This window comes from Nakamurella deserti (assembly GCF_003260015.1).
GTDB classification, from domain to species: Bacteria; Actinomycetota; Actinomycetes; order Mycobacteriales; family Nakamurellaceae; genus Nakamurella; species Nakamurella deserti.
The window spans coordinates 2694889-2715426 of sequence record NZ_QCXS01000002.1 but is presented as its reverse complement, the minus strand read 5'-3'; the positions used below and the strand labels follow the sequence as shown (position 1 = coordinate 2715426).

Genomic DNA, 20538 nt, shown 5'->3' with positions numbered 1-20538 from the left:
CCGGTCATCACGGTATGAATCGGTTGGGTTGTAGGCAAATACAATCCGTGCACTAGTAGATTGCGTTTCATGCAACTCGATCTGAACTTGCTGACCGCGTTGGACGCCCTGCTCGAGGAGGAGAGCGTCACCGGCGCGGCGGAGCGTCTGCACCTGTCGGCGCCGGCGATGAGTCGAAGCCTGGGGCGGCTCCGGCGGGCCACCGGTGACCAGATACTGGTGCGCAACGGACGCATCATGCGTCCCACGCCGCGTGCGGTGGCACTTCGGGCGGAGGTGCGGGCGTTGGTGCTGCGCAGCCGCGAAGTGCTCACCCCCGAGGCGCCACTGGACCTGGCCGCATTGCGCCGTACATTCACGCTGCGCGCGCACGACGCGTTGACCGTGATCCTCGCCCCGGAGTTGGTGCACCGGGTGTCGGCTGCGGCCCCCGGGGTCGGGTTGCGGTTCCTCGGCGAGGCGGCAGGCGACAGCACGGACCTGCGTCGTGGGATGGTCGACCTGGAGATCGGTTCCGCGGCCCCCGTCTCACCCGACATCGACCGGGACGACCTCGGTCATGACCAGCTGGTCGGGTTGGCCCGTACCGGGCACCAGCTGCTCGACAGTGCCGGTGCGGGTGCCCGGGGCGAGGCGGTCGACCTGCAGCAGTGGATCGCCACACCCCACGTGCTGGTGTCGCGGCGTGGCCGGCTACGGGACCGGACCGACGAGCAGCTAGAAGCGGCGGGCCACAGCCGGACCGTGGTGGCGGCCGTCGCCTCGACCGCGGCCGCAGTGGAGATCGTCCGCCACACGGACGCTGTCGTGGTGATGCCGGCCGCCGTCGCCGCCCGCCTGACCTCCGCCGGAGGGGTCGCGGAGTTCGCCCTACCGGTTCAGGTGCCGCCGGTGCGGGTGGTGCTCGCCTGGCATCACCACTTCACGGCCGACCACGCCCATCAATGGCTGCGAGCACTCACCCGGGACGTGTTGACCACACATCGATGTGACAGGACGCCGGCGGTGCCCGACCGCACCGGACAACGAATGCCGCCGGCGGAGCGTCGGTCCCGGGCCGGCATCGAGGGTCGTACGTCGGCCGAAAACCGGTTTCCCGGTGTGCCGGTCTGACCGATGACCGAGTGTCGTCGCCTGGCGGCCACGGATGCGACGCGCCATGGGAGCCGGCGCTGTCGTGATCAGGCTGCCCGCCCAGCGGAACCACCGCCGGACACCTGGTCCCGGGTGCGGGATCCTCACCGACACAGCGGAGGTCGCGTCCACCGTCGAACTCAGACCTCCTGGCCGGTTGGCTGTGCACCACCCGCACCGGATGTGCGGGGTGCCGCCGGCCCGGGGGGGCCGAGAACGTTCTCGATGGTGGTGAGCGCGTCAGCGGGATCGCGGACGAGGATGAGCTTCGCCGTCGGCGCATGCAGGTGGGTTATGTTCAGGATCCGGTTGAACCATGCCGTGGTGTCGGGAGTGGGTGGCTCGCTGGGGTTCTGGCCGTTGATGTAGCTGCCGATGAGAATGCCGTCGTACTCGCCGTCGGTGAGGTGTCCGACCAACGCGGCGTCGCCCTCTGCGTCGTCGGTGAGCGCGAAGTTACGGGCGCGGAGCCCCTGCCCCCGGAGGTGGGCCTGCACGGCGGCGGCGGTGTCGGGGTGTTTTCCGAAGCCCAGGATTCGCCAGCCCTCCGGCGGGGACGTGCTGTCGGTGATGTGAACGGTTGTCATGGTCGGTGCTCCCGTCGTTGGTGCCCCGTGGGGCTCGGTTCCGGAGTGGTCATCGGCATCGGGTGGATGGCCGGTCGATCAGCGCCGTCGTTGCGGGTCTCGTTCGGTCGGCGAGGCTGTCGGTGCGCTGAGGTGATGGGTCAGCATGCGGTGGGCGAGCTCGAACCGGGCCTGTTCCTGGCCCGGAGTCAACCGCCCGCCGGCCTGGAGAGTAGCCAGTCCGTGGAGCACCGACCAGGCGATCTCCACCTCGGCGCCTCCGGCTCCGGGGAATGCGTCGGCGATGCCGCGGAATGCCCGGGCGAGGGCTTCCGGGGTGTCGGCGGATGCGAAGGCGAGGCCCGACGGCATCGAGAACATCGCCTCGTACACCTGGGGGTGTGCGGCGGCGAACTCGAGGTATGTGCGCATCCGTGCCCGTGGGGTGGCGTCGACGGCGTGCAGAGCGTCGGCGATCCCGGTGAAACCGCTGACCGCCACGGCATCCACGACCGCATCGCGGCTGTCGAAGGCGGAGTACAACACCGGTTGGCTGACGTCGAGTTCGGATGCGAGGCGGCGGATGGTCACTGCAGCCCAGCCCTCGGTCTCGGCGAGATCCCGGGCCATCTGGACGACCTCGTAGCGTCGGCGGTCGAGGTCCGGGCTGGGGCGTGGCGACATGGCCATAATCTAGCACTGCTAGTTAACGGTGCCGCCAGGCGGGTCGATAATGCCCCGTCGACGTCCGGCTCACGCACGGTGACCCGAAGTGCCCGTCGTCCCCTGCTGCTACCGGGACTTCGCCCGGGTGGATCGGGCCGCGTCGTCGACGCCGCCGACGGCGGCCTGCAGGATGCGTTCGACGGGCACGATGCCGACGTAACGGCCGCCGGCGTCGGTGCACAGCAGAGGCGCGAAGCGCGATGGTCGATCCCGGCCGATGGCTCGGAGAGCCGCTTCGGCCAGCGGTGTGTCGACGTTGAACCGGATACCCGGGTGCGCCTGGCCGACCAGGGCGGTCTCGGCGGTCATCGTGGCGGTGGGGCGACCGTGTTCGTCGAGCAACACGACCACGTCCACGGTGCGATCGGTGAACCGCGACCGGGCTTCGTCGACCGTGCGTACCGTCGGAGCCGGTTGCAGCAGGCCGCGCAACGTGTCGCCGGCGTGGTGCTCCGCGACCGCGGTGAGCAGTTGGAGAGCGACCGAGGGATCCAACGCCGGCCAGGCCGGTCCGGGGCGGGCCAGCAGGTAGCCCTGGGCCAACGGCACGCCCAGGCGGGTCAGCACCTCGAGCTCCGCCGCGCGTTCGATACCCTCGGCGAGCAGCCACGCGTCGAGACGACCGGAGAACGTACCCATCATCTCCACGAGTGCGCGCTTGCCCTCGTCGAGATCGATGTCGACGATGAGCGAACGATCGAGTTTCACGATCTCGGGTCGGATGGTGAGCAGGTGCCGCAGCCCGGCGTACCCGGAACCGGCGTCGTCGATGGCGATCATCGCGCCGGCGCCGCGGAGACGCCGCAGATCGCCGTCGAGGACGTCGTAGGAATCGATCGGTGTCTGTTCGGTCAGCTCGACGACCAGCCCGCCGAGGTGGCCCTGCCCGGCCCACACCGCTCGGACGGCCGGTGTCACCAGCGACATCGGGGAGACGTTGACCGACAGGAAGCAGTTGCCGGGCAGCGTCGACCGTCCGGTCAGAGCGCTGCGGACGGCGGCGGCGTCGAGGGCGTCGACGACACCGTGCCGGGCGGCTGCGGCGAACCACATCTCGGGATCGGCCGGCCCGTCCTCGAAGCGGATCAGCGCCTCGTATCCGGCCACGACGCCCCGCGCGACGTCGACGATCGGCTGGTAGACCGAACGCAGACCCTCGCCCCGGCAGGCTCTCTCGAGAAGTGCCGGCCAGTCCGGAGCCGGTCCGTGCTGCGGTGCCGGGGGACCGCTCATGTCACACGGTCACGACGGCGGATCGCACCGCTGTGACCAGGTCGTCGGAGAGGCTGGTCAGACCGTGGTCCTGACGGGCGTGGACGGCCACCTGGTGCAGGACCTCGTCCTCGGACGAACAGAGAAAACGGACGTCACAACCGGGGACGACGTCACCACACGAGAAACTCTTCATGGAATGGTCTTTCGAGATCGGGTCCGCCCCGGACGCGACGGGCGTCGTCGATCGGGCGGAGGTGGCGAGCAGGACAGAACGTGGGGGAGCCGACGTCGGTCACCATCCGTCGGCCCAGGCCCCACGGTACGACGTGGATCTCGACTCGGGCCCGACTCCGCGGAAGTTCCACCGGACGGTCGCCGGGCGCTTCGGGTGCCGATCTACGGACGGTCACGACACGGCGGCGTGCCGCCCCCGTCGTACGTCTCATCGAATGGTTCCGGCCCGTGACGCCGATCGGGCGATGCGGTCGTTCGGAAACAGTCGGGCAGGATCCTGCGCGGTCGACCGGAACCGCCCGGCCATCGCGTCGCCGGCCGGCCCCGGTGCACCCGGACGTCGTGGTGCCCGGAGAGCCGCCCGGCAACCGCCCGGCGGCGGGGCGCGCCTCCTCGCGGCCGCTCACGCCGACTCGGTCCGGCGTCCGTCCCCGCGTCCGACCCGGACCGCAGGTGCGGCGCTGTCGACGCCCGGCGCGCTGTACGCGACAGCGCGGGCGGATGTCAGTGGCTGTCCGGCATCCGCCCCATGAGGGAACGGGCGGCTGCGGTCACCGTCTCCCGGTCGTAGGTGAGCGCGAATTCGAACCGTCGGTCGCGGTCGGCCGTCGGCCGGCCCTCGGTCACGTCCCGGGCCAGCAGAGCGGCCGCGAAATGCGGTGTGAGCACGACGATGTCCCACTCCTGGACCACCGGGTCGCCGGCGGGGAGGTCGCAGCCGCGCACCCCCTCGACCGGAGCGGACGCGAGATCCCGGGCGAAGACACCGACGAAGCCGACCGCGCCGGCCAGCTGCCGGTAGCGGGTCCGGGTGGCGGGCGTGAAGTGGTGGTCCTGCTGGAATGTCGCCAGCACCATCGCCGAGATCCCGATGTCGGCGGCCTGTCGCTCGAGGTGCTTGCTGACCTCGATCAGGAGTGCCTTGGTCGACACCCGCAGCTCGACCCCGGCAGGGAGGCAGCGGAACGGCGAGGCCGGCAGCTCGGTGCGGACCGGCGGCGGCAACGTCAGTGCACCCGCAGGGCGATCGGCCGCGGGGTGGGGGTTCGGGCGGCCGAACAGCCAGCCCTGGCCGAGCCGCGCCCCCAGCGCCAGTGCCGTCCGCAGGTGCGCCTCGGTCTCGACTCCTTCGGCGAGCAGCACCGCGCCGGTGCGTTCGGCGTAGGCGTTCAGTGCGTTCATCAACGTGGCGGTGGCTGCGTCGGGCCGTCGCTGGACGGTGCCCATGTCGATCTTGACGACGTCGGGGGCGAGCAGCGACAGGAACGTCAGGGACATGTCCACCGCTCCGACGTCGTCCAGTGCGATCCGCCAGCCGGCGGCCCGCAGCCGGGCCACCGCGGCGAGCAGCTCCGCGGGTCGTGCCGCCAGCTCCCGCTCGGTGATCTCCAGGACCACCTGCAACGGTCGGGGCGCCGAGGCCACCTGGTGGACCAGAGGGTCGAGGGCGTTCGCCCGCAGGGTCGACGGTTCGATGTTGACGAAAACCGCTGCGGGGGCGGCCAGGCCGTGGTCGATGGCCGTGCGGACCGCCACCTCGCGGCAGAGTGCGTCGAGCTCGGCGACGCGGCCGGCCCGCTGGGCCGCGCCGAACAGGGCGTCGGGTGTGTGCAGCGGACCCAGCGGTCCGCGGGCCAGCGCCTCGTGGGCGACCACCGCGCCGGTCGAGAGGTCGACGATCGGTTGCAGGAGACTCGTGACGGCGCCGCGTCGGAGGACATCGTCCAGGTCGGTGGTCGCCGGGACGCCCCCGCCGTCGTGTGAGCGGGCGCCGGCAGGTACGTCCCGCATCCGCCCGCTGTGTGACACCACCTGGTGCTCAACGACTGTCGGCACACCCACCGCGTTTCTCCTCGATCCGGGTACCTGCTGTGGTACCCGGCGCACCCCTCACGTGCGCCACCCCGGCGATGGTTTCGTCGGCTGTCGGGACTCCCCGCCCACCGTCCATGACACCACCTACCGCCGCGCATCGGAGTCTTTCGCCGGCTCTCCGGCCGAAGAATCACCCTGTGCACTCCGCTCGGTGCAACTTTGCTCACGCGATGCGAGCGGCGAAAGGGCCGAGCGCTCCGGCTCTCATGCAGCCGAGGGTCCGGTGGTCACCGAACGTAATCACGGCCCGCGGCCGTCGGCACGAGCTTCGGCGAAGCAGTCACACAGAGAAAGCTTGTTGCTACGCTGCGTGTGACCGGTGTCGAACAGCGTGCACCGTCGTCAGCGGTGGCAGGGGCCCGCCCAGCCGCCGGCGCCCGGGTCCCATGACGACGGCGCCGCCCGCGACGCGGCCGTCGTCAGCACCGCTCGGACGGGAAGCACCCGCCACCGCCGGCCGGAGAATCGTCCAGCGCCCAGCCCTTCCGCTCCCACGAGGTCACCATGAGACGCATCATCTACTGCAGTCAGGCCACCTACGACATCGCCCCGGACGAGCTCGTCGCGCTGCTGGACGTGTGCCGCCGCAACAACGCGCAGGCCGGTCTGAGCGGCATGCTGCTGTACAGCAACCAGAGCTTCCTGCAGGTGCTGGAAGGCGAGCCGGACGCGCTGAGCGCCGCCTACGGCCGGATCGCCGCCGACGAGCGGCACACCAACCTGCGGCTGCTGGCCGACGCCCCCACGTCCGCCGCCCTCTTCCCGGACTGGACCATGGGATTCGAGCACGTCGACGACGAGGAACTCGCCGACGAGGTCGACGGATTCACGCCGGCCACGCTGTACCCGTTGGTCAACCCCGATCTGATCAGCAACGCCGGAGTCGCCACGACCCTGTTGACCCTGTACGCCAAGAACCGCGTCCGGTGACCGGGATCCCGCTCGTCGACCGGACCCGCCTCGACACCGCCACCGGCACGGAGATCGAACTGTTCTCCCTCGGTGGGCACGACGGACACCTCCGAGAGGTCAACCGCGCCTTCGCCTCCCTGCTCGGGCTGGACGTCGATCAGATCAACGGCCGCTCCCTGCTGGAGTTCGTCCACCCCGAGGACATCAGCGAGGTGGTCGCCGGTATCACCGCCCTCGAACGTGGGCAGGCCGAGGTGCTCATGGAGACCCGTTTCCTGCCCTGTGGCGGCGACGCGGTGCATCTGCAGTGGGTGGCCCGACCGGTACCCGGAACCGACACCTGGTGGGCGGCCGGCCGCGACACCACCGAGTTCCACCGGCTGATCGCCCAGCGCCGGACGCTGCGCGCCGGACTGGATCTCGCACTGGGGCAGACCGCGGCCGCGATGTGGGAACTCGGCGTGCCCGACGGGATGTTCACCTGGGAGGCGCAGGCCGCCGGTGTCCTCGGCGTGGCGCCGGACGCGGTACCGACCACCATCGCGGCACTCACCTCCGCGGTCCATCCCGCGGATGCCGACTCCGTCACCGCAGCACTGCAGCAACTCGTCGGCACCGGCGCCATGGAGGTCGAGGTACGCGTCGGATCGGACACGGACCTGCGCCACCTCTCGCTCCGCGGCAAGGTCCTCACCCGCGATCGGCGCGGCCGCCCGCAGCGGGCGGTCGGGCTGGTCCTCGACGTCACCGCCGAGAAAGCCATGCAGGATCAGATGTTCCGCATGGTGATGAGCGACCCGCTGACCGGAGTGCCGAACCGGCGGTCCTTCGACCAGTCCCTCCGCAGCGAATGGCGGCGCTGCACCCGGCAACAACTGCCGCTGTCGGTCCTGATGGTCGATCTCGACCACTTCAAGACCTTCAACGACACCTTCGGTCACCTCGTCGGCGACGCCGCGCTGATCGCGGTGGCCAGGGCGCTGTCCGGCTCGATCGACCGGGCGGGTGACGTGGTGGCGCGGTACGGCGGCGAGGAGTTCGCGGTCGTCCTGCCGGGCACCGGTGCGGCCGATGCGGCGACCGTCGCCGCACGGCTTCTCGACCGGGTCCGGGCCGTCGTCGTCCGTCAGGCGCCCGGCTGGCAGGCGACGGTGTCGGTCGGCGCGGCCACCTGGACCCCCGGCCCCGAAACCGCCGACATCGGTACGGCCGCTGCGCTGCTGACGCGGGCCGATGCGGCGCTGTACCGGGCCAAAGCCGCCGGCCGGGACCGGCTGGCGGTCGACCGGCCGGCAGTGGGCTCCGCCGAGCAGCGCGGTACCGACTGAGAAACGCACGCCGACGGCGGCGTCGAGTGACGACAGCGGTGACGGCTCAGCCGGCGCTGCCGGCATGGGCCGGCTGCCGCTGCCGAGGTGGGCGACCCGGAGAGGGAAGCCCGACAGACCTACGCTGCTGAAGCCTGCCGGAGCTCTTGCTAGTATCACCGGATGTCGCTCGATGGTCAAGCAACTCGATGAACGAGGTAAGTCAAAGCCCAGGTAAAGCCGGGGGGCCGGCGGGAGACCTGCGTCGGGCGGGGGAGGCCCTGCGGGTGCTGATCCTGGCGGCCGAGCACTACCGTCAGGCAGTGGCCGGCGAGACCGGCCTGGACCTCCGCCAGACGCAGGCCATCAGCTACCTCCACACCCGCGGCCCGATGGGTCAGTCGGATCTGGCGGAAGCGCTGGGACTCAACACGGGGAGCGTGACGTCGCTGGTCGACCGTCTCGAGGCGCACTCCATCGCCCAGCGCACACCGCATCCGACGGATCGACGCCGCTTCGTCGTCGAGCTGACCCGCGGCGGCCGCGAGATCGCCGATCGCAGTACGGATTTCATGCTCGGTGCGTTCGCCGACATCCCACCCCGGCGCCTCGGGGAGCTGGCCGATGCGCTGGTTCTGCTCGCCACCGGTCTCCGGCGACACATCGACGGTGGCGCCGCGGGCAGCTGAACCACCGGGTCGCCGCTACGAAGTCAACGCACCGTCGGCACCACGATGATCTTCCCGGTCAGGATGCCGGCGGCCGCGCGTTCGTGCACGGATGCGAGGTCGGCCATCGGTACGCGCTCGGCGACGTCGACCGTGAGTTCGCCGCGGTCGACCCGGCCGGCCAGCTCGGCCAGCTGCGCCGCGTCGCTGCGCACGAACAGGTCGATCCCGCGGACCCCGCGCGCCTCGTCGGACGGGGCGGGCATCCAGACCGTCGTGTTGACCACGACCCCGCCGTCGCGGACCCGACCGGCGAGCGCGGTGAACTGTTCCGGGGTGATCGGGGCCAGGTTGAGCACCACGTCGACCGGCTCGCGCAGCTGGGCGGCGGTGTCTGCCGCGGTGTGGTCGACGAACTGGTCGACTCCCGCGATGGTCAGTCGGTCGCGGCTGCGGGGGCTGCCGGCGGCGATGACCACCGCGCCCGCCGTCCGGGCCAACTGCACGGCGTAGCCGCCGACCGCACCGCCCGCACCGTTGATCAGGATCCGTTGTCCTGCCTGCAGTTCCGCGTGTTCGAACAGAGCCTGCCAGGCGGTCAGGCCCACCACCGGCAGGGCGGCGGCGTCGGCCAGCGGGATGCTCGAGGGGGCTGTCGCCAGACTGGCGGCCGCGGCGATGACGTAGTCGGCGGTCGCACCGTCGGCGGCGAAGGGCAGGAATCCGATCACCGGATCGCCGACCCGGAGCCCGGACACGCCGGCTCCGAGGGCGTCCACGGTTCCCGCGAGGTCCAGGCCCGGGGTGTGCGGGAGTGCCAAGGGCATCGGTCCCTGCATCCGACCGGCGCGGATGTTGCCGTCGACCCCGTTGAACGACGTCCCGGCGACCTGCACCCGCACCTCGCCGGCGGCCGGCGCCGGCACCTCGACGTCCTCCAGGCGCAGGACCGCAGGATCGCCGTACTCGTGGAAACGGACTGCCTTCATGGTGACCTTCTTCATCGTCCGAGGGTGTTGCTCCGAATTCGAAGCACACCAGGACGGTAGCAGCGCTTCGAGTTCGAAGCAATAGCCTCGTAGACTCGGGACGTGGACACCCCGGAGAAGCCCCTCGAACCCGACCAGCTGGGCGCGTACTTCGCCGTGATGGAGGTGGCCGGACTGCTCCGTCACGGCGTGGAACAACAGCTCCGGGAAGCGGCCGACCTCAGCTACGTGCAGTTCCAGCTGCTCGCCCGGCTGGGTCTGGACGCGCCGGCCGGCAGCCTCCGGATGACCGACCTCGCCGACGGCCTGGTCCACAGTCGCAGCGGTCTGACCTACCAGGCGGGTCTGCTCGAGCAGGCCGGTCTCGTCACGCGTGCCCCGTCACCGGACGACGAGCGCAGCATCATGGTGACCATCACCGCGGCCGGCCGCCGACGCCTCGGAGACGTCCTGCCGGGCCATGTCGACGTCCTGCGGGAGATGTTCCTCGCGCCCCTCGGTGACGAGGGCGTCCATGCGCTCGCGTCGTTGCTCGCCCCGGTGCGGGACCACATGCGTGCGAGTCCACCCCGCTCCGCGACCCGTCGCCGCCGGACGGCTCCGCCGGAAGGATGACCGCGGGGCGACCGCGCAGCGGCCCGGTCGGTGGCGTCGGAGCCGGTAGGGCTACGACCCGGTCGGTGGCGGCGGCATCGCTCCGGTGAGGACGACCTCGGCGGCGATGTCGCTGAGTTTCCGGTTCTGTGCCCGGCTCGCCGCCGTCATGACCGCCATGGCGTCGGCCTCCGTACAGCCGTGCAGGGTCATCAGGATCCCGGTTGCCACGCTGATCGGCTCGTTCGTCCTGATCGCGCGCTGCAGGTTCTGCGCGCGGGTGCGCTGGGCCAGTGCGGCGAGGGCGATACCCGTGTGGGCCAGCACCAGCCGGAGCAGGTCGGCGTCGAGGTGGTCCAGCGCCGACGGCTGCGCCGCGTAGAGGGTGAGCGTGACCGGTCGCTCGGGATCGCCCATCGGGAAGCACACCACCGACCGCACCGGCAGCGCGACCACCATCTGCCCCAGTTTCGGCCAGCGGATGTCCGTGGTCAGATCGGCGGAGGTGATGGTCGTCCGCTGCTCGAACGTCTGCACGGTGGGGCCCTGCCCGAGATGCCGCTGCGCTTCCGTGAACGGATCGGCCACGTCCCCGTGAACGGCGACCGTCACCGGCTTGCCGGCCTTCACGACACACAACACCGCGCCATCCACTTCGGGCAGCGCCGAGACCACCGCCTCCAGCACCGCGCCGTAGGGATCCACGTCGCCGTCCGCGTCCACGACGGCCGCGCTCAGCGCTTCCATCCACGCTGTCGTCTCATGGGAGTGCATGTCGTCGCTCCTGCCCGGATCCGAGGACAGACCCCCGGGCGTGGAGGGTGGCGCCCCGGCACGCGGGGCGGCTGCAGCGACACGAGCACCGGGTGGAGGCTCCGGGTCGCTGCCCTTCGTAGGAACTGAATGCCCAGGTGTCCGGTCGGCGACGCGCGCGCCAGGCGCCGTCGGCTTCACCGACCGGTATCGGCGCGCCGATCCGCGGAGTCCCGCCGCACCGTCCGGTCCTTCCCTGCGCACCATACCGCGACGGTGAGAGGGTCGCTCCGCTCGGAGAGGGGGAGGTGTGGTGCGGCACGACGCCGGGGTCGGGCACACCCCGGGCGGCCCATCGCGACCGCGGATCCGACGACGCCGGGGGCTCCGAGGACGTCATTGACAGCCCTCGGATGGTCTGCGACTGTTTCATCACAACGGGTCAACGGGCGGCCGAACTCTCACCTCGATGAGGTCATCATGAAACGTGTCGTGTGTACCGCTGCCGCCATCAGCGTCGCGGCATCAACCATAATGATTACGCCAGCCTTCGCGGCGCCGTTGGCACCGGTGACGGTGGCGAAGCAACTCGACAACCCGCGGCAGCTGGGTCTGACCACCGACGGGACCTTGATCATCGCGGAGTCCGGCACCGGCGGCGATGACTGTGCGGTCGTCGACGGGGACGAGGTGTGTGTGGGGACCACCGCAGCGGTCAGCGTGGTCCGACGTCCGAGCAAGGCCGAGAACGTCCTCGCGGAGCGCGTGGTGACCGGCCTGCTGTCGGAGTCCGGTCCGGGCGGGTTCGGCGCGACCGGGAACGACGGGGCCAGTGCGCGGACCCTCGACCGGATCTTCGTCGCCAAGGACGTCGACGTGCCGGACGGGATCACCGGCTTACCGGAGGAGCAGGAAGGCAAGCTGCTGCGTGCGGCGGCGGGCCGGCCGCCTGCCGTGGTCGCCGACATCCGGGCTTTCGAGACGGCGAACGACCCGGACGGTCAGGGGGTCGAGTCGAACCCGTACGCGGTGCTCGACCTGGGAGACCGGGTGCTGGTCGCCGACGCCGCCGGCAACGACATCCTCGCCGTGGACGACCGGGGCCGGATCAGCGTTTTCGCGGTCCTGCCCCACGTCACCGGTGGCGCCTGTGACTCCCGCCCGAACCAGGGCGGATCCTTCTGCGACCCGGTCCCCACCTCACTGACGTTGAGCCGTGACGGCGACATCATCGTGGGTGGCCTGGGGTCACTGGTTCCCGGTGCGGGACGGGTCTGGGAGCTCGACCGCCGGACCGGGGCGATCCAGCAGACCTGGACGGGGTTCACCGGCGTGACCGGGGCGGCGCAGGACCAGGCGGGGAATCTGTACGTCAGCGAGCTCTTCGGCGGCGCGAACAGGACCGGCCAGCTGGTGTTCGTGCCGAAGAACGGCGCGCGGGTCGTGCTGTCCGTCCCGGCCCCGGCCGGCGTGGTCGTCGACCAGCCCGGCAACGTCTATGTGGCCGTGAACTCGATGTCCCCCGGTACCGGTACCGGCACCCCGGGCAGCGACGGGCAGGTCTGGCGGCTCACCAAGCGTTCGTTCTGAGGCGCCCCGGTGCGTCGGTGCTCGGGTCCGCTGCCGGACGCCGGCGGGTGGTCACCCGGCAGGGCGGGGCCGGACGGGGCGTCGCCGCCGCCGCTGTCCCGCCCACGTCGCATCGGTCGTGGACCGGTCGAGCGGCGGCGACCTCGCTCGTCGCCGCTCGACCGGTACGGCGGCATCCTCGTCGGCGCAGACCCGGCTGCAACCCGGCTGCTCGGTGCAGCACGCCCGGTCTCCGGTCGGGGTGGCGTCCACCGCCCGGTGCGGGTGTGCGCGGTGGCGTCACGCGGCCGCGTTCGCGCTCACGGGGTGGAGACGGCGCCCGCCCGCCGCGCCGCGTGATGCACCAGATCGACGATGAGCTCGGGATTGTCCGACATCGGGGCGTGCCCGCCGCCGGGCAGCACCACGAACCGGGCGTCGCGGATGAACGGCGTGTACCGGGGTGTCTGTCCGGAGCCGACGATGTCCCACGAGCCCTGCGCGACGATCACCGGGCAGTCGATGCGTCGGAGGTGCCGGGGGACGTCGACGACGATCGCGTTCACCAGGGTCGACCAGAACCCGCGCTGGGCACCGAACCCGTCCTTGCCGATCCTCGCCTCCGTCGGCGACGCCCGCCACGGCCGGGCGCGCATGCCCGCCAGCAGCAGGGTTCGGCCGGCGGCCGTCTCGGACAGGGCGTCGATGAAGGGTCGGCGGGCCACGTTCAGCAGGCGTGAGGTCACCATCAGGTTGGCCTGGTGGACCCGTTCGGCCGGTGTCCCCAGCCCCGAGGGGGAGATCGCGACGACCGACCGTGCCCGGCCCTCGCAGGCCAGTTCGAGGGCGATCCGCGCACCCAGCGAGTTCCCGAGCACGTGCACCGTGTCCAGGCCCTGCGCGTCCAGCTCCGCCACGACCGCTGCCGTCAGGGCCGCCACGGACGGCACCCCGTCGATCATCGGGGACGCGCCGTGTCCCGGCAGGTCGAACGACCACACCTCGAAGGACGCGGTGAGCGCCGGCAGCAGGGCCGTGAAGTCGTCCCGGGTGCTGCCGAACCCGTGCAACAGCACCAGCGGTTCGCCCCGGCCGGCGCGGTCGTGCTCCAGTGTCGTCACGGTCATCTCGGATCCTCCTGTGGTCGCGGGAACGGGTCGGAACGGGAAGGTCTGCCGGACAGTGATTCTCGGGCGGGCGGGGCGGGCGCCACTCGGGACAGGTGCCCGGCGAACGGTTGTCTCGGCTGAGACCGCCGGCCTGACGGGCGGTGAGTCGCACACCCGCCGTCCTTCCGATGCGCTCGCCCCTGTCGATGCACGCGGCGGCGTCGGCGCGGTCGGTGACCGGCCACGCCGACGCCGGCACGGGCCGCGGTGATCGGATGATCGACCGCGGCCCCGGAGACCTACTTCGCGTCGGTTCCGGCCTGATCGGCCGCGGTGAGGCGACCCAGGAGCTCCTCGACGGTGCCCGACTTCGGCAGGTCGCGCCGGGCGAGCTCGTCGGACAGTTCCGTCCTGGTCAGGTCCTGGTAGGGGGCGCGGGCCAGGTCGGACTCGACGATGCGCTCGAGGAGTTCCTCGACGGTGCCGGACCTGGTGAGGCCACGCTGGGCGAGCTTTTCCGCCAGCTCCGTCCTGGTCAGGTCCTGGTAGGGGGCGCGGGCCAGGTCGGACTCGACGATGCGCTCGAGGAGTTCCTCGACGGTGCCGGACCTGGCCAGGCCGCGCTCGGCCAGCTTCTCCGACAACTCGGTCTTCGTCGCCTCCTGGTACACCTGGCGGGCCTGGTCGTGAGCCGCCTTCTCGGCTGCGCGCTCCGCAGCCCGCACCCGACGCTCCTCGGCCCTGGTCGCCTCCAGCTCCGCTTTCTCCTGCGCTGCCTTGGCGGCCGCGCGCTCCTCGGCCCGCACCCGACGCTCTTCGGCCTTCGCCTCTTCGGCCGCCTGTGCCGCCTGCTCCTCGGCGGCCCGCGCGGCGGCGCGCTGTGCTGCCTGCACCCGGCGTTCCTCCGCCTTCGCCGCTTCGGCCGCCTGTGCCGCCTGCTCCTCGGCGGCCCGCGCGGCGGCGCGCTGTGCCGCCTGCGCCCGGCGTTCCTCCGCCTTCGCCGCTTCGGCCGCCTGTGCCGCCTGCTCCTCGGCGGCCCGCGCGGCGGCGCGCTGTGCCGCCTGCACCCGACGTCTCTCGGCCTCGGCTTCGGCCTCCGCGAGCTGGGCCCGGCGCTCGGCGGCCTGCTCGACCGCCCGGGCAGGGCTGCTGACGACGTCGGCGACGACCTCGACCTGGCGGCGAGCGGCACCGGTCACCGCGGTCACCTGATCGCTCCATCTGCCGGAGATCGCATTCACCGACGACGCCCAGGTGACGGCCAGCTCGCGCTGCGCGTCGATCGCGTTCTGGACCATCGCGAAGTACCGCTGGACTCCGACGGTGGGGTCGATCCGGGGGGCGCGCGACCACAGCCCGGCTCCCGTCGTCGCCGCGTGGACGGACTCCTTCCACGCGCTCACCGACCTGTCGGTCGCGGCGCTCACGGTGCGTGCGGTGGTCAATTCGTTCTCGGTGCTGGTCATGGCACTCCTGATCCGGTGGGAAGCGTCTTCGACGGCCGAAGCTTTCGGCCGTCGTCGTTCGGGTGCGTGCACGAGCCGCAGCGGCCGGAGGTGCGGTCACTCCGGTGATGTGCGACGAGGTCGATCGCGGATGCGTCGCCGGCGGAAGGGCGGACGACACCGGTGGACGATCCAGGGAGGGTCTTCCCACCGCACCACAGCTGCGCGGCAGCCGGCGTACCCACCACCGGAACCCAGTTAGCAGGTTAGCACGACAGTTGGCTAACGACGAGCGCGTGCGCAGGGTCCGACCGGGAGGTGAGCACCCTCACGGCGTTCGGGAGCCAGCCACCGGTGCGCGCGTCTCCTCCGCCCGGGATCGGGGCCCGTCACGCAGGGCACAATCCGTGGATGCCCGCACCCATCACCTCCTCTCCCGGCTGCACGCTCGTGGTCGTGCCGCCGTCGCGGCCACGATGGCGACAGCGCAGTCGCGCGGTGCGTCTGTGGCGGCTCGCTTCCACGGCGCGGCCACGGACGTTCTCGGAGAAGGTCCGCTACAAGATGCTGCGTGACCACCGCGACATCCTCGTCACCTTCGCCGACAAGTGGGCGGTGCGGGCGTACGTGGAGTCCGTCGTCGGGCCCGGTCACCTGCCTGCGCTGGTGGGTGTCGCGGACGACCCGGCGGCGCTGCGGACGATGTCGCTGCCGGAGTCGTTCGTGGTGAAACCGACGCACGGCAGCGGAGCGGTCATCGTCGTCTCACCGATGGCCGCACCCGAGGAGCGACTCCCGCCGGCGCAGCACAGCTGGGTCTACCGGCACGTCCGCCCGGCGGCAGCCGACCGGGACGAGCTGGCCGCCATCGCGGCGCCCTGGCTGGGGCAGCTGTACGGGCAGGGACCCAACCGTGAGTGGGTGTACGGGAGGATCCCGCCCCGCGTCCTGGTGGAGGAGCGGCTGCTGGGGGCGGCGGGTTCGCTGCCGGAGGACTACAAGTTCTTCGTCTTCCACGGCCGGTGCCATTTCGTCCAGGTCGACGGAGGTCGGTTCGGTGACCGTACCCAGGACTTCTTCCAGCGGTCGTGGGAGCACATGCCGTTCAGCGGTGGCCCGCCGTGGGCGCACCCACCGATTCCCCGCCCGGACCGCCTGGACGAGATGATCGACCTGGCCGAGCGGCTCTCCGCCGACACCGATTTCGTCCGGGTGGACCTGTACCTGCTCCCGGATCGCATCGTGGTCGGCGAGCTGACGAACTATCCCGCCGGCGGTGACAGCCCCTTCCATCCGCGATCCTTCGACGAGGTGTTCGGCCGTTCCTGGACCGTGCCGCGCCGCTACCGCTGAGGCGGCCGTCGGACGGCACCTCACCCCGAGAGCCGTGCTGTCACTCCACCTCTCGAGGTCGGCGTCGCCGTCACCCGCGGCACCCGCGCCGGCATCCACTGTCGGGCGGTCACCCCGGTGCCGCACCGGGCCGGCGTGCCGGCGGGTCAGGCCGGCCGGCGGCGCTGCGGATGGTCCTCGGGTGACGGCGACACCGGTACGGCCACGCGTCCGGCCTCGAGGTGCACGTGACGATGGGCGCGTCGGACGGAGTCGGCGTCGTGGGTGACGTGCACGACCACCACGCCGCGTTCGGCCTCGGCGGCCATCGCGTTCTCGATGCGTTCGCGCGCGGCGGCGTCGACGCCTGCGGTCGGCTCGTCGAGCAGCAACACCCCGGACCGCTGCGCCAACGCCTGTGCGACCAGGACCCGTTGCCGCTGACCACCCGACAGACCGCCGAGCTGCCGCTGGGCCAGGTCGGTGACGTCGAGCTGTTCCATCGCGCGGGCGACGACCGCCCGGTCGTCGGACCGGAAACGCCGCCAGTGGCCCCGGTCGTGCCAACGGCCCATGCCGACCGCCGCGGCGACGGTGAGCGGGAGCGGCTGGTCCGGCGACCACGACTGCCGGACGAGGGCCACCCCGCCGGCGGGCCGTCGCACCTGTCCGCGGGTGGCGCGGTGCACCCCGGCGAGGACCGCGATCAGCGTGGACTTGCCCGATCCGTTGCCTCCGGTCAGGGCGGTGACGCGCCCGGCCGGGAACGCGCAGTCGATCGACTGCAGCGCGAGAATCGTGCCGTGGTGGGCACTCACGTCGATGACCTGCATGCTGTCGGACACCGCACTACTGTAACTAACGATTACCGTTCTCATGTACGGTGCCGATGTGTCCTGGTTCCTCGATCCGTTCTCGGTGTCCTTCATGCTGCGCGCCCTGCTGGGCGGTGTCCTGGTCGCCGGCATCTGTGCCGTGGCCGGCACCTGGGTCGTCATCCGGGGTTCCGCGTTCCTCGGTGAGGCCCTGGCCCACGGGATGGTGCCCGGGGTGGCGCTGGCGGCGCTGCTCGGGTTCCCCAGCCTGCTGGGTGCCGGGGTCAGTGCCGCGGCCATGGCCGCCGGGATCGGGTTCCTCACGCGGAACCGGCGCCTGTCGGACGACACCGCCATCGCGCTGCTCTTCGTCGGCATGCTCGCCCTCGGCGTGCTCATCGTGTCGCGGTCCCGCTCGTTCGCCACCGACCTGACCGCCATCCTGTTCGGCGACGTGCTGGCCATCCGCGTCGGCGACCTGGTGCAAGTGGCGGTGGCGGTGCTGCTCACCGTGGCCCTGGCCGTGGCGTTCCACCGGTCGTTCGTCGCCCTGGCCTTCGACCCGGCGAAGGCCGCCACCCTGGGCCTGAACCCCCGGGCGGGCCGGATCGCGTTGACCGTCCTGGTGACGCTGGCAGTGGTCAGCTCGTACCAGGCGGTGGGCAGTCTGCTCGTCGTCGGCCTGCTTGTCGCGCCGGCCGCGGCGGCCCGGCCGTGGACGAACGGCATCGCCACCACCATGGGCCTCGCCGCCGTCCTGGGCGCGCTGGCCGTCGTCGCCGGCCTCCTGCTGTCGTGGCACGCCGGCACCGCCGCCGGTGCGTCGATCGCGCTGGTCGCGGTCCTCGTCTACCCGGTGTCCACGGTGCTCCGCACCCTCACCCACCACAGCTCCCGACGCCGATCGCCCGGCGTCGGAGCACCGCTGCCCAGCCGCCGCTGACCGCTGTCGGTCGCCCACCTCCCGTTCCGTCGTCGCACCGTGCAAAGGAATCCTCCGTGCCCGCCCCGCCCCAGCCCCCCCGGCCCGTGATCACGGCCGCCGTCCTCGCCCTCGCCCTCGGCCTCACGCTCTGCGCGTGCTCGGGCTCCGGCGCGCGCTCCGCCTCCGGTGCGTCCGCCCCGTCCGCCCTGTCTTCGCCGGCGCCGTCGGCCCCCGCCGGCGAGGACGCCTCCGACGCCCCCGGACACGGCGCCATCCCGGGGGCGGCCGAGATGACCGAGCCGCAACTGCGTCTCGCGGTGGTGGCGCCCGACGGCAGCACCAGCGGCATCGACCTGCTCACCGGGGACAGCGTGGAGCTGCCCGATCTCCCGGCGCCCACGGCGGTCACCACTGACGGCCGGTACCTGTTCGCCACCTCCGCGTCCGGCCTCACCGTCGTGGACAGCGGAGTGTGGACGGTGCCGCACGGCGACCATTCGCACTACTACCTGGCCGAGTCGCGACCGGTGGGTGAGGTCGACGGTGGCGCCGCGATGCGGACGTCGTCGGCGCCGTCGCTGGTGACCGTGCTCGACCCTGATGCCGGCCGCGCCGTCGTGCTCGACGGGGCAGCACTGGGAGCCGGCTCCGTCGCTCTGCTCGCCGAGCTCGACGATGTGCCCGCCGACGGCCTGTTGGTCCCGTCGGGGCGACGCCTCGTCCAGACGACCGCCGGCTCCGCCGGGTCGTCGCCGGACACCGTCCGGGTGCTCGACGCCGCCGGTGCGCCGGTCGCCGGCACCGGCGTCGCCTGTCCGGGGGCGGGGGAGACCATCACCAGCCGGGTCGGCGTCGTCGTGGGCTGCGCCGACGGCGCTGTCCTCGCCGTGGCCGGCTCCGATCCGGACGGAACCGTCGCCCTCGAGCACATCCCCTACCCGGCAGCGGTGTCCGACGCCGACCGGGCCCGCGACTTCCGGGCGCGCAAGGACCGGCCGGTGGTCGCCGCGGTGGCCGGCGAACGCGGCGCCTGGGTGCTGGACACGCGGGACCGTGAGTGGAGGTTGATCGAGACGGGCACTCCGCTGGTCGCGGTGTCGGCGGTGGACGACCGGGACCACGTGGTCGTCGCCGTCGACCGTGCGGGTCGCGTCCTGACCCTGGACGCCCGGACCGGAGTGGTGACGGGGACCTCGGAGCCGCTCCTGGCCGACACCATGGCCGAGCCCGCACTGCGGGACGCGGTGACCATCGAGGTCGACGCGGCCCGGGCGTACGTCAACGACCCCGCCGGGCGCCGGATCCTGGAGATCGACCACGGCGACGCGGCGCGGATCTCGCGGGAGTTCCCGACCCCCGACGTCCCGATGTTCCTCGCCGAGGTGGGGCGGTGAGGGCCCGGCGTCTCGTCGCCGGGCTGGCCGGCGGGGTGCTCGCGGTGCTGGCGGGTTGTGCCGGTGCCGGTGCCGGTGCCGGTGCCGATGGCGTGTCGGAGCGTCCGACGATCGCGGTGAGCACCAACATCCTCGGTGACGTCGTGCAGCAGGTGGTCGGAGATCAGGTCGACGTCCTGGTTCTGATGCCACCGGGTTCCGACCCACACTCCTTCGAGGTGTCGGCCCAGCGGGCGGCCGAGCTCCGCGACGCGGAGCTGATCGTGTCCAACGGACTCGGTCTCGAGGAGGGGGTGCAGCATCATCTCGACGCCGCCGCCGCCGACGGCGTCCCGCAGTTCGTGGCCGGTGACCACGTGCAGGTCATCGCCTACACCGACGACGAGATGTCAGGCCCGGACCCGCATCTGTGGACCGATCCGCAGCAGGTGCTGCGGGTCGTCGATGCGCTCGAGCCGGTCGTGGCCGGGTTGGCCGACGTCGACGCCGGTGCACTGCGATCCTCCGCGGACGCCTACCGGCAGGAGCTGCGCACGCTGGACGCCGAGCTGGAACAGCAGTTCGTTGGCATCCCCGCGGACCGACGCGCCCTGGTCACCAACCACAACGTCTTCGGCTACCTCGCCCAGCGGTACGACTTCACCGTGGTGGGAACGGTTCTCCCGGGCGGCAGCACTCTCGCCGCCCCCAGCGCCAGTGATTTCGACGACCTCGTCACCGCCATGGAGACCGCCGGCGTCGACGTCGTCTTCGCCGACGCGACCCAGCCGGAGCGACTCGTGCAGGTGTTGGCCGACGAGGTCGGTCTCGACGTCACCATCGTCTCGCTCTTCACCGAGTCCCTTACCGCGGCAACGGACGTCGCCGCGGAGAGCGCGCCGGGGGGCGACGCCGCCACCTACCTGGCCATGATGCGCAGCAATGCGGATCGCATCACCTCCGCGCTTCGCTAATGAGAATGGTTCTTGATAAGGTG

At 71.9% G+C, this 20538-nt stretch carries 20 protein-coding genes; 10 read left to right on the top strand and 10 right to left on the bottom strand.

From position 1 onward, the window contains the following. Positions 1–69 precede the first annotated feature (69 nt). Positions 70–1113, top strand: coding sequence for a LysR family transcriptional regulator (locus tag DB033_RS12425; protein ID WP_111766947.1), 1044 nt, complete (start codon positions 70–72; stop codon positions 1111–1113). Between the two features lie 161 nt (positions 1114–1274). Here DB033_RS12425 and DB033_RS12420 read toward each other — a convergent pair whose 3' ends face one another. The 5 genes from DB033_RS12420 to DB033_RS12400 form a co-directional block, all read right to left on the bottom strand. Then, complete coding sequence (locus DB033_RS12420) at positions 1275–1721, bottom strand: hypothetical protein (protein ID WP_111766946.1); 447 nt, start codon at positions 1719–1721, stop codon at positions 1275–1277. A gap of 78 nt (positions 1722–1799) precedes the next feature. Beyond that, positions 1800–2384, bottom strand: coding sequence for a TetR/AcrR family transcriptional regulator (locus DB033_RS12415; protein ID WP_111767460.1), 585 nt, complete (start codon positions 2382–2384; stop codon positions 1800–1802). Between the two features lie 108 nt (positions 2385–2492). After that, the gene (locus tag DB033_RS12410) at positions 2493–3659 is read right to left on the bottom strand and encodes an EAL domain-containing protein (RefSeq protein WP_111766945.1); all 1167 of its coding nucleotides are present in this window, start codon (positions 3657–3659) and stop codon (positions 2493–2495) included. Position 3660: 1 nt separating this feature from the next. Continuing rightward, the gene (locus tag DB033_RS12405; RefSeq protein WP_111766944.1) at positions 3661–3834 is read right to left on the bottom strand and encodes a DUF1059 domain-containing protein; all 174 of its coding nucleotides are present in this window, start codon (positions 3832–3834) and stop codon (positions 3661–3663) included. Positions 3835–4379: 545 nt separating this feature from the next. Continuing rightward, the gene (locus DB033_RS12400) at positions 4380–5666 is read right to left on the bottom strand and encodes a sensor domain-containing phosphodiesterase (RefSeq protein WP_111766943.1); all 1287 of its coding nucleotides are present in this window, start codon (positions 5664–5666) and stop codon (positions 4380–4382) included. Between the two features lie 588 nt (positions 5667–6254). On the opposite strand from DB033_RS12400, the gene DB033_RS20960 reads away from it, so the two are divergent. From DB033_RS20960 to DB033_RS12390, 3 genes are all read left to right on the top strand, one after another. After that, positions 6255–6680: a BLUF domain-containing protein gene (locus tag DB033_RS20960; RefSeq protein ID WP_170315530.1), complete on the top strand. Its 426-nt coding sequence runs from the start codon at positions 6255–6257 to the stop codon at positions 6678–6680. After that, positions 6677–7990 (top strand): GGDEF domain-containing protein, encoded by a 1314-nt coding sequence (locus DB033_RS12395; RefSeq protein ID WP_170315529.1) that lies wholly within the window; start codon positions 6677–6679, stop codon positions 7988–7990. The genes DB033_RS20960 and DB033_RS12395 overlap by 4 nt, the downstream gene beginning before the upstream one ends. Positions 7991–8292: 302 nt before the next feature. Beyond that, a complete protein-coding gene (locus DB033_RS12390; RefSeq protein WP_157970653.1) occupies positions 8293–8658 on the top strand; it encodes a MarR family winged helix-turn-helix transcriptional regulator in 366 nt (121 codons plus the stop codon). A gap of 23 nt (positions 8659–8681) precedes the next feature. Here the strand turns inward: DB033_RS12390 and DB033_RS12385 are convergent, their stop codons facing one another. After that, positions 8682–9626, bottom strand: a complete 945-nt coding sequence (locus DB033_RS12385) for an NADP-dependent oxidoreductase (RefSeq protein ID WP_111767459.1) — start codon at positions 9624–9626, stop codon at positions 8682–8684. A gap of 159 nt (positions 9627–9785) precedes the next feature. Between DB033_RS12385 and DB033_RS12380 the strand changes: the two genes are divergently transcribed. Continuing rightward, positions 9786–10241 carry a MarR family winged helix-turn-helix transcriptional regulator gene (locus DB033_RS12380; RefSeq protein WP_111767458.1) on the top strand — a complete coding sequence of 152 codons (456 nt, stop codon included), beginning with the start codon at positions 9786–9788 and terminating at the stop codon, positions 10239–10241. 51 nt (positions 10242–10292) lie between these two features. On the opposite strand, the gene DB033_RS12370 is transcribed toward DB033_RS12380, so the two are convergent. Then, entirely contained in the window at positions 10293–10994 is a 702-nt protein-coding gene (locus DB033_RS12370; RefSeq protein WP_170315528.1) for a GAF and ANTAR domain-containing protein, read from the bottom strand. 513 nt (positions 10995–11507) lie between these two features. On the opposite strand from DB033_RS12370, the gene DB033_RS12365 reads away from it, so the two are divergent. Then, positions 11508–12563 carry a ScyD/ScyE family protein gene (locus tag DB033_RS12365; RefSeq protein ID WP_157970651.1) on the top strand — a complete coding sequence of 352 codons (1056 nt, stop codon included), beginning with the start codon at positions 11508–11510 and terminating at the stop codon, positions 12561–12563. A gap of 299 nt (positions 12564–12862) precedes the next feature. Here DB033_RS12365 and DB033_RS12360 read toward each other — a convergent pair whose 3' ends face one another. Both DB033_RS12360 and DB033_RS12355 read right to left on the bottom strand, forming a co-directional pair. Next, positions 12863–13669, bottom strand: coding sequence for an alpha/beta fold hydrolase (locus tag DB033_RS12360; RefSeq protein ID WP_205843783.1), 807 nt, complete (start codon positions 13667–13669; stop codon positions 12863–12865). A gap of 281 nt (positions 13670–13950) precedes the next feature. Further along, positions 13951–15117 carry a hypothetical protein gene (locus DB033_RS12355; RefSeq protein WP_111766938.1) on the bottom strand — a complete coding sequence of 389 codons (1167 nt, stop codon included), beginning with the start codon at positions 15115–15117 and terminating at the stop codon, positions 13951–13953. A gap of 390 nt (positions 15118–15507) precedes the next feature. On the opposite strand from DB033_RS12355, the gene DB033_RS12350 reads away from it, so the two are divergent. Next, positions 15508–16449 (top strand): ATP-grasp fold amidoligase family protein, encoded by a 942-nt coding sequence (locus DB033_RS12350; protein ID WP_111766937.1) that lies wholly within the window; start codon positions 15508–15510, stop codon positions 16447–16449. Between the two features lie 146 nt (positions 16450–16595). On the opposite strand, the gene aztA is transcribed toward DB033_RS12350, so the two are convergent. Further along, positions 16596–17273: a zinc ABC transporter ATP-binding protein AztA gene (gene aztA, locus DB033_RS12345; RefSeq protein ID WP_205843782.1), complete on the bottom strand. Its 678-nt coding sequence runs from the start codon at positions 17271–17273 to the stop codon at positions 16596–16598. Between the two features lie 46 nt (positions 17274–17319). Here aztA and aztB point away from each other — a divergent pair, with 46 nt between their 5' ends. Genes aztB through DB033_RS12330 form a run of 3 tightly spaced genes read left to right on the top strand, consistent with a single transcriptional unit; the run spans position 17320 to position 20515 of the window. Then, positions 17320–18186, top strand: a complete 867-nt coding sequence (gene aztB / locus DB033_RS12340; protein WP_111767455.1) for a zinc ABC transporter permease AztB — start codon at positions 17320–17322, stop codon at positions 18184–18186. Positions 18187–18242: 56 nt separating this feature from the next. Continuing rightward, positions 18243–19562: an ABC transporter gene (locus DB033_RS12335; RefSeq protein WP_111766936.1), complete on the top strand. Its 1320-nt coding sequence runs from the start codon at positions 18243–18245 to the stop codon at positions 19560–19562. Continuing rightward, positions 19559–20515: a metal ABC transporter substrate-binding protein gene (locus DB033_RS12330; protein WP_205843781.1), complete on the top strand. Its 957-nt coding sequence runs from the start codon at positions 19559–19561 to the stop codon at positions 20513–20515. The genes DB033_RS12335 and DB033_RS12330 overlap by 4 nt, the downstream gene beginning before the upstream one ends. The last annotated feature ends 23 nt before the right edge of the window (positions 20516–20538 follow it).

Excerpts from the sequence above, each read along its gene's own strand:
- DB033_RS12370 (WP_170315528.1), bottom strand. The coding sequence starts at position 10,994 with ATGCACTCCCATGAGACGACAGCGTGGATGGAAGCGCTGAGCGCGGCC.
- DB033_RS12415 (WP_111767460.1), bottom strand. The coding sequence starts at position 2,384 with ATGTCGCCACGCCCCAGCCCGGACCTCGACCGCCGACGCTACGAGGTC.
- DB033_RS12355 (WP_111766938.1), bottom strand. The coding sequence starts at position 15,117 with ATGACCAGCACCGAGAACGAATTGACCACCGCACGCACCGTGAGCGCC.
- DB033_RS12360 (WP_205843783.1), bottom strand. The coding sequence starts at position 13,669 with ATGACCGTGACGACACTGGAGCACGACCGCGCCGGCCGGGGCGAACCG.
- DB033_RS12405 (WP_111766944.1), bottom strand. The coding sequence starts at position 3,834 with ATGAAGAGTTTCTCGTGTGGTGACGTCGTCCCCGGTTGTGACGTCCGT.
- DB033_RS12380 (WP_111767458.1), top strand. The coding sequence starts at position 9,786 with ATGGAGGTGGCCGGACTGCTCCGTCACGGCGTGGAACAACAGCTCCGG.
- DB033_RS12365 (WP_157970651.1), top strand. The coding sequence starts at position 11,508 with ATGATTACGCCAGCCTTCGCGGCGCCGTTGGCACCGGTGACGGTGGCG.
- DB033_RS12385 (WP_111767459.1), bottom strand. The coding sequence starts at position 9,626 with ATGAAGGCAGTCCGTTTCCACGAGTACGGCGATCCTGCGGTCCTGCGC.
- DB033_RS20960 (WP_170315530.1), top strand. The coding sequence starts at position 6,255 with ATGAGACGCATCATCTACTGCAGTCAGGCCACCTACGACATCGCCCCG.
- DB033_RS12400 (WP_111766943.1), bottom strand. The coding sequence starts at position 5,666 with ATGCGGGACGTACCTGCCGGCGCCCGCTCACACGACGGCGGGGGCGTC.
- DB033_RS12410 (WP_111766945.1), bottom strand. The coding sequence starts at position 3,659 with ATGAGCGGTCCCCCGGCACCGCAGCACGGACCGGCTCCGGACTGGCCG.
- DB033_RS12350 (WP_111766937.1), top strand. The coding sequence starts at position 15,508 with ATGCCCGCACCCATCACCTCCTCTCCCGGCTGCACGCTCGTGGTCGTG.
- DB033_RS12425 (WP_111766947.1), top strand. The coding sequence starts at position 70 with ATGCAACTCGATCTGAACTTGCTGACCGCGTTGGACGCCCTGCTCGAG.
- DB033_RS12420 (WP_111766946.1), bottom strand. The coding sequence starts at position 1,721 with ATGACAACCGTTCACATCACCGACAGCACGTCCCCGCCGGAGGGCTGG.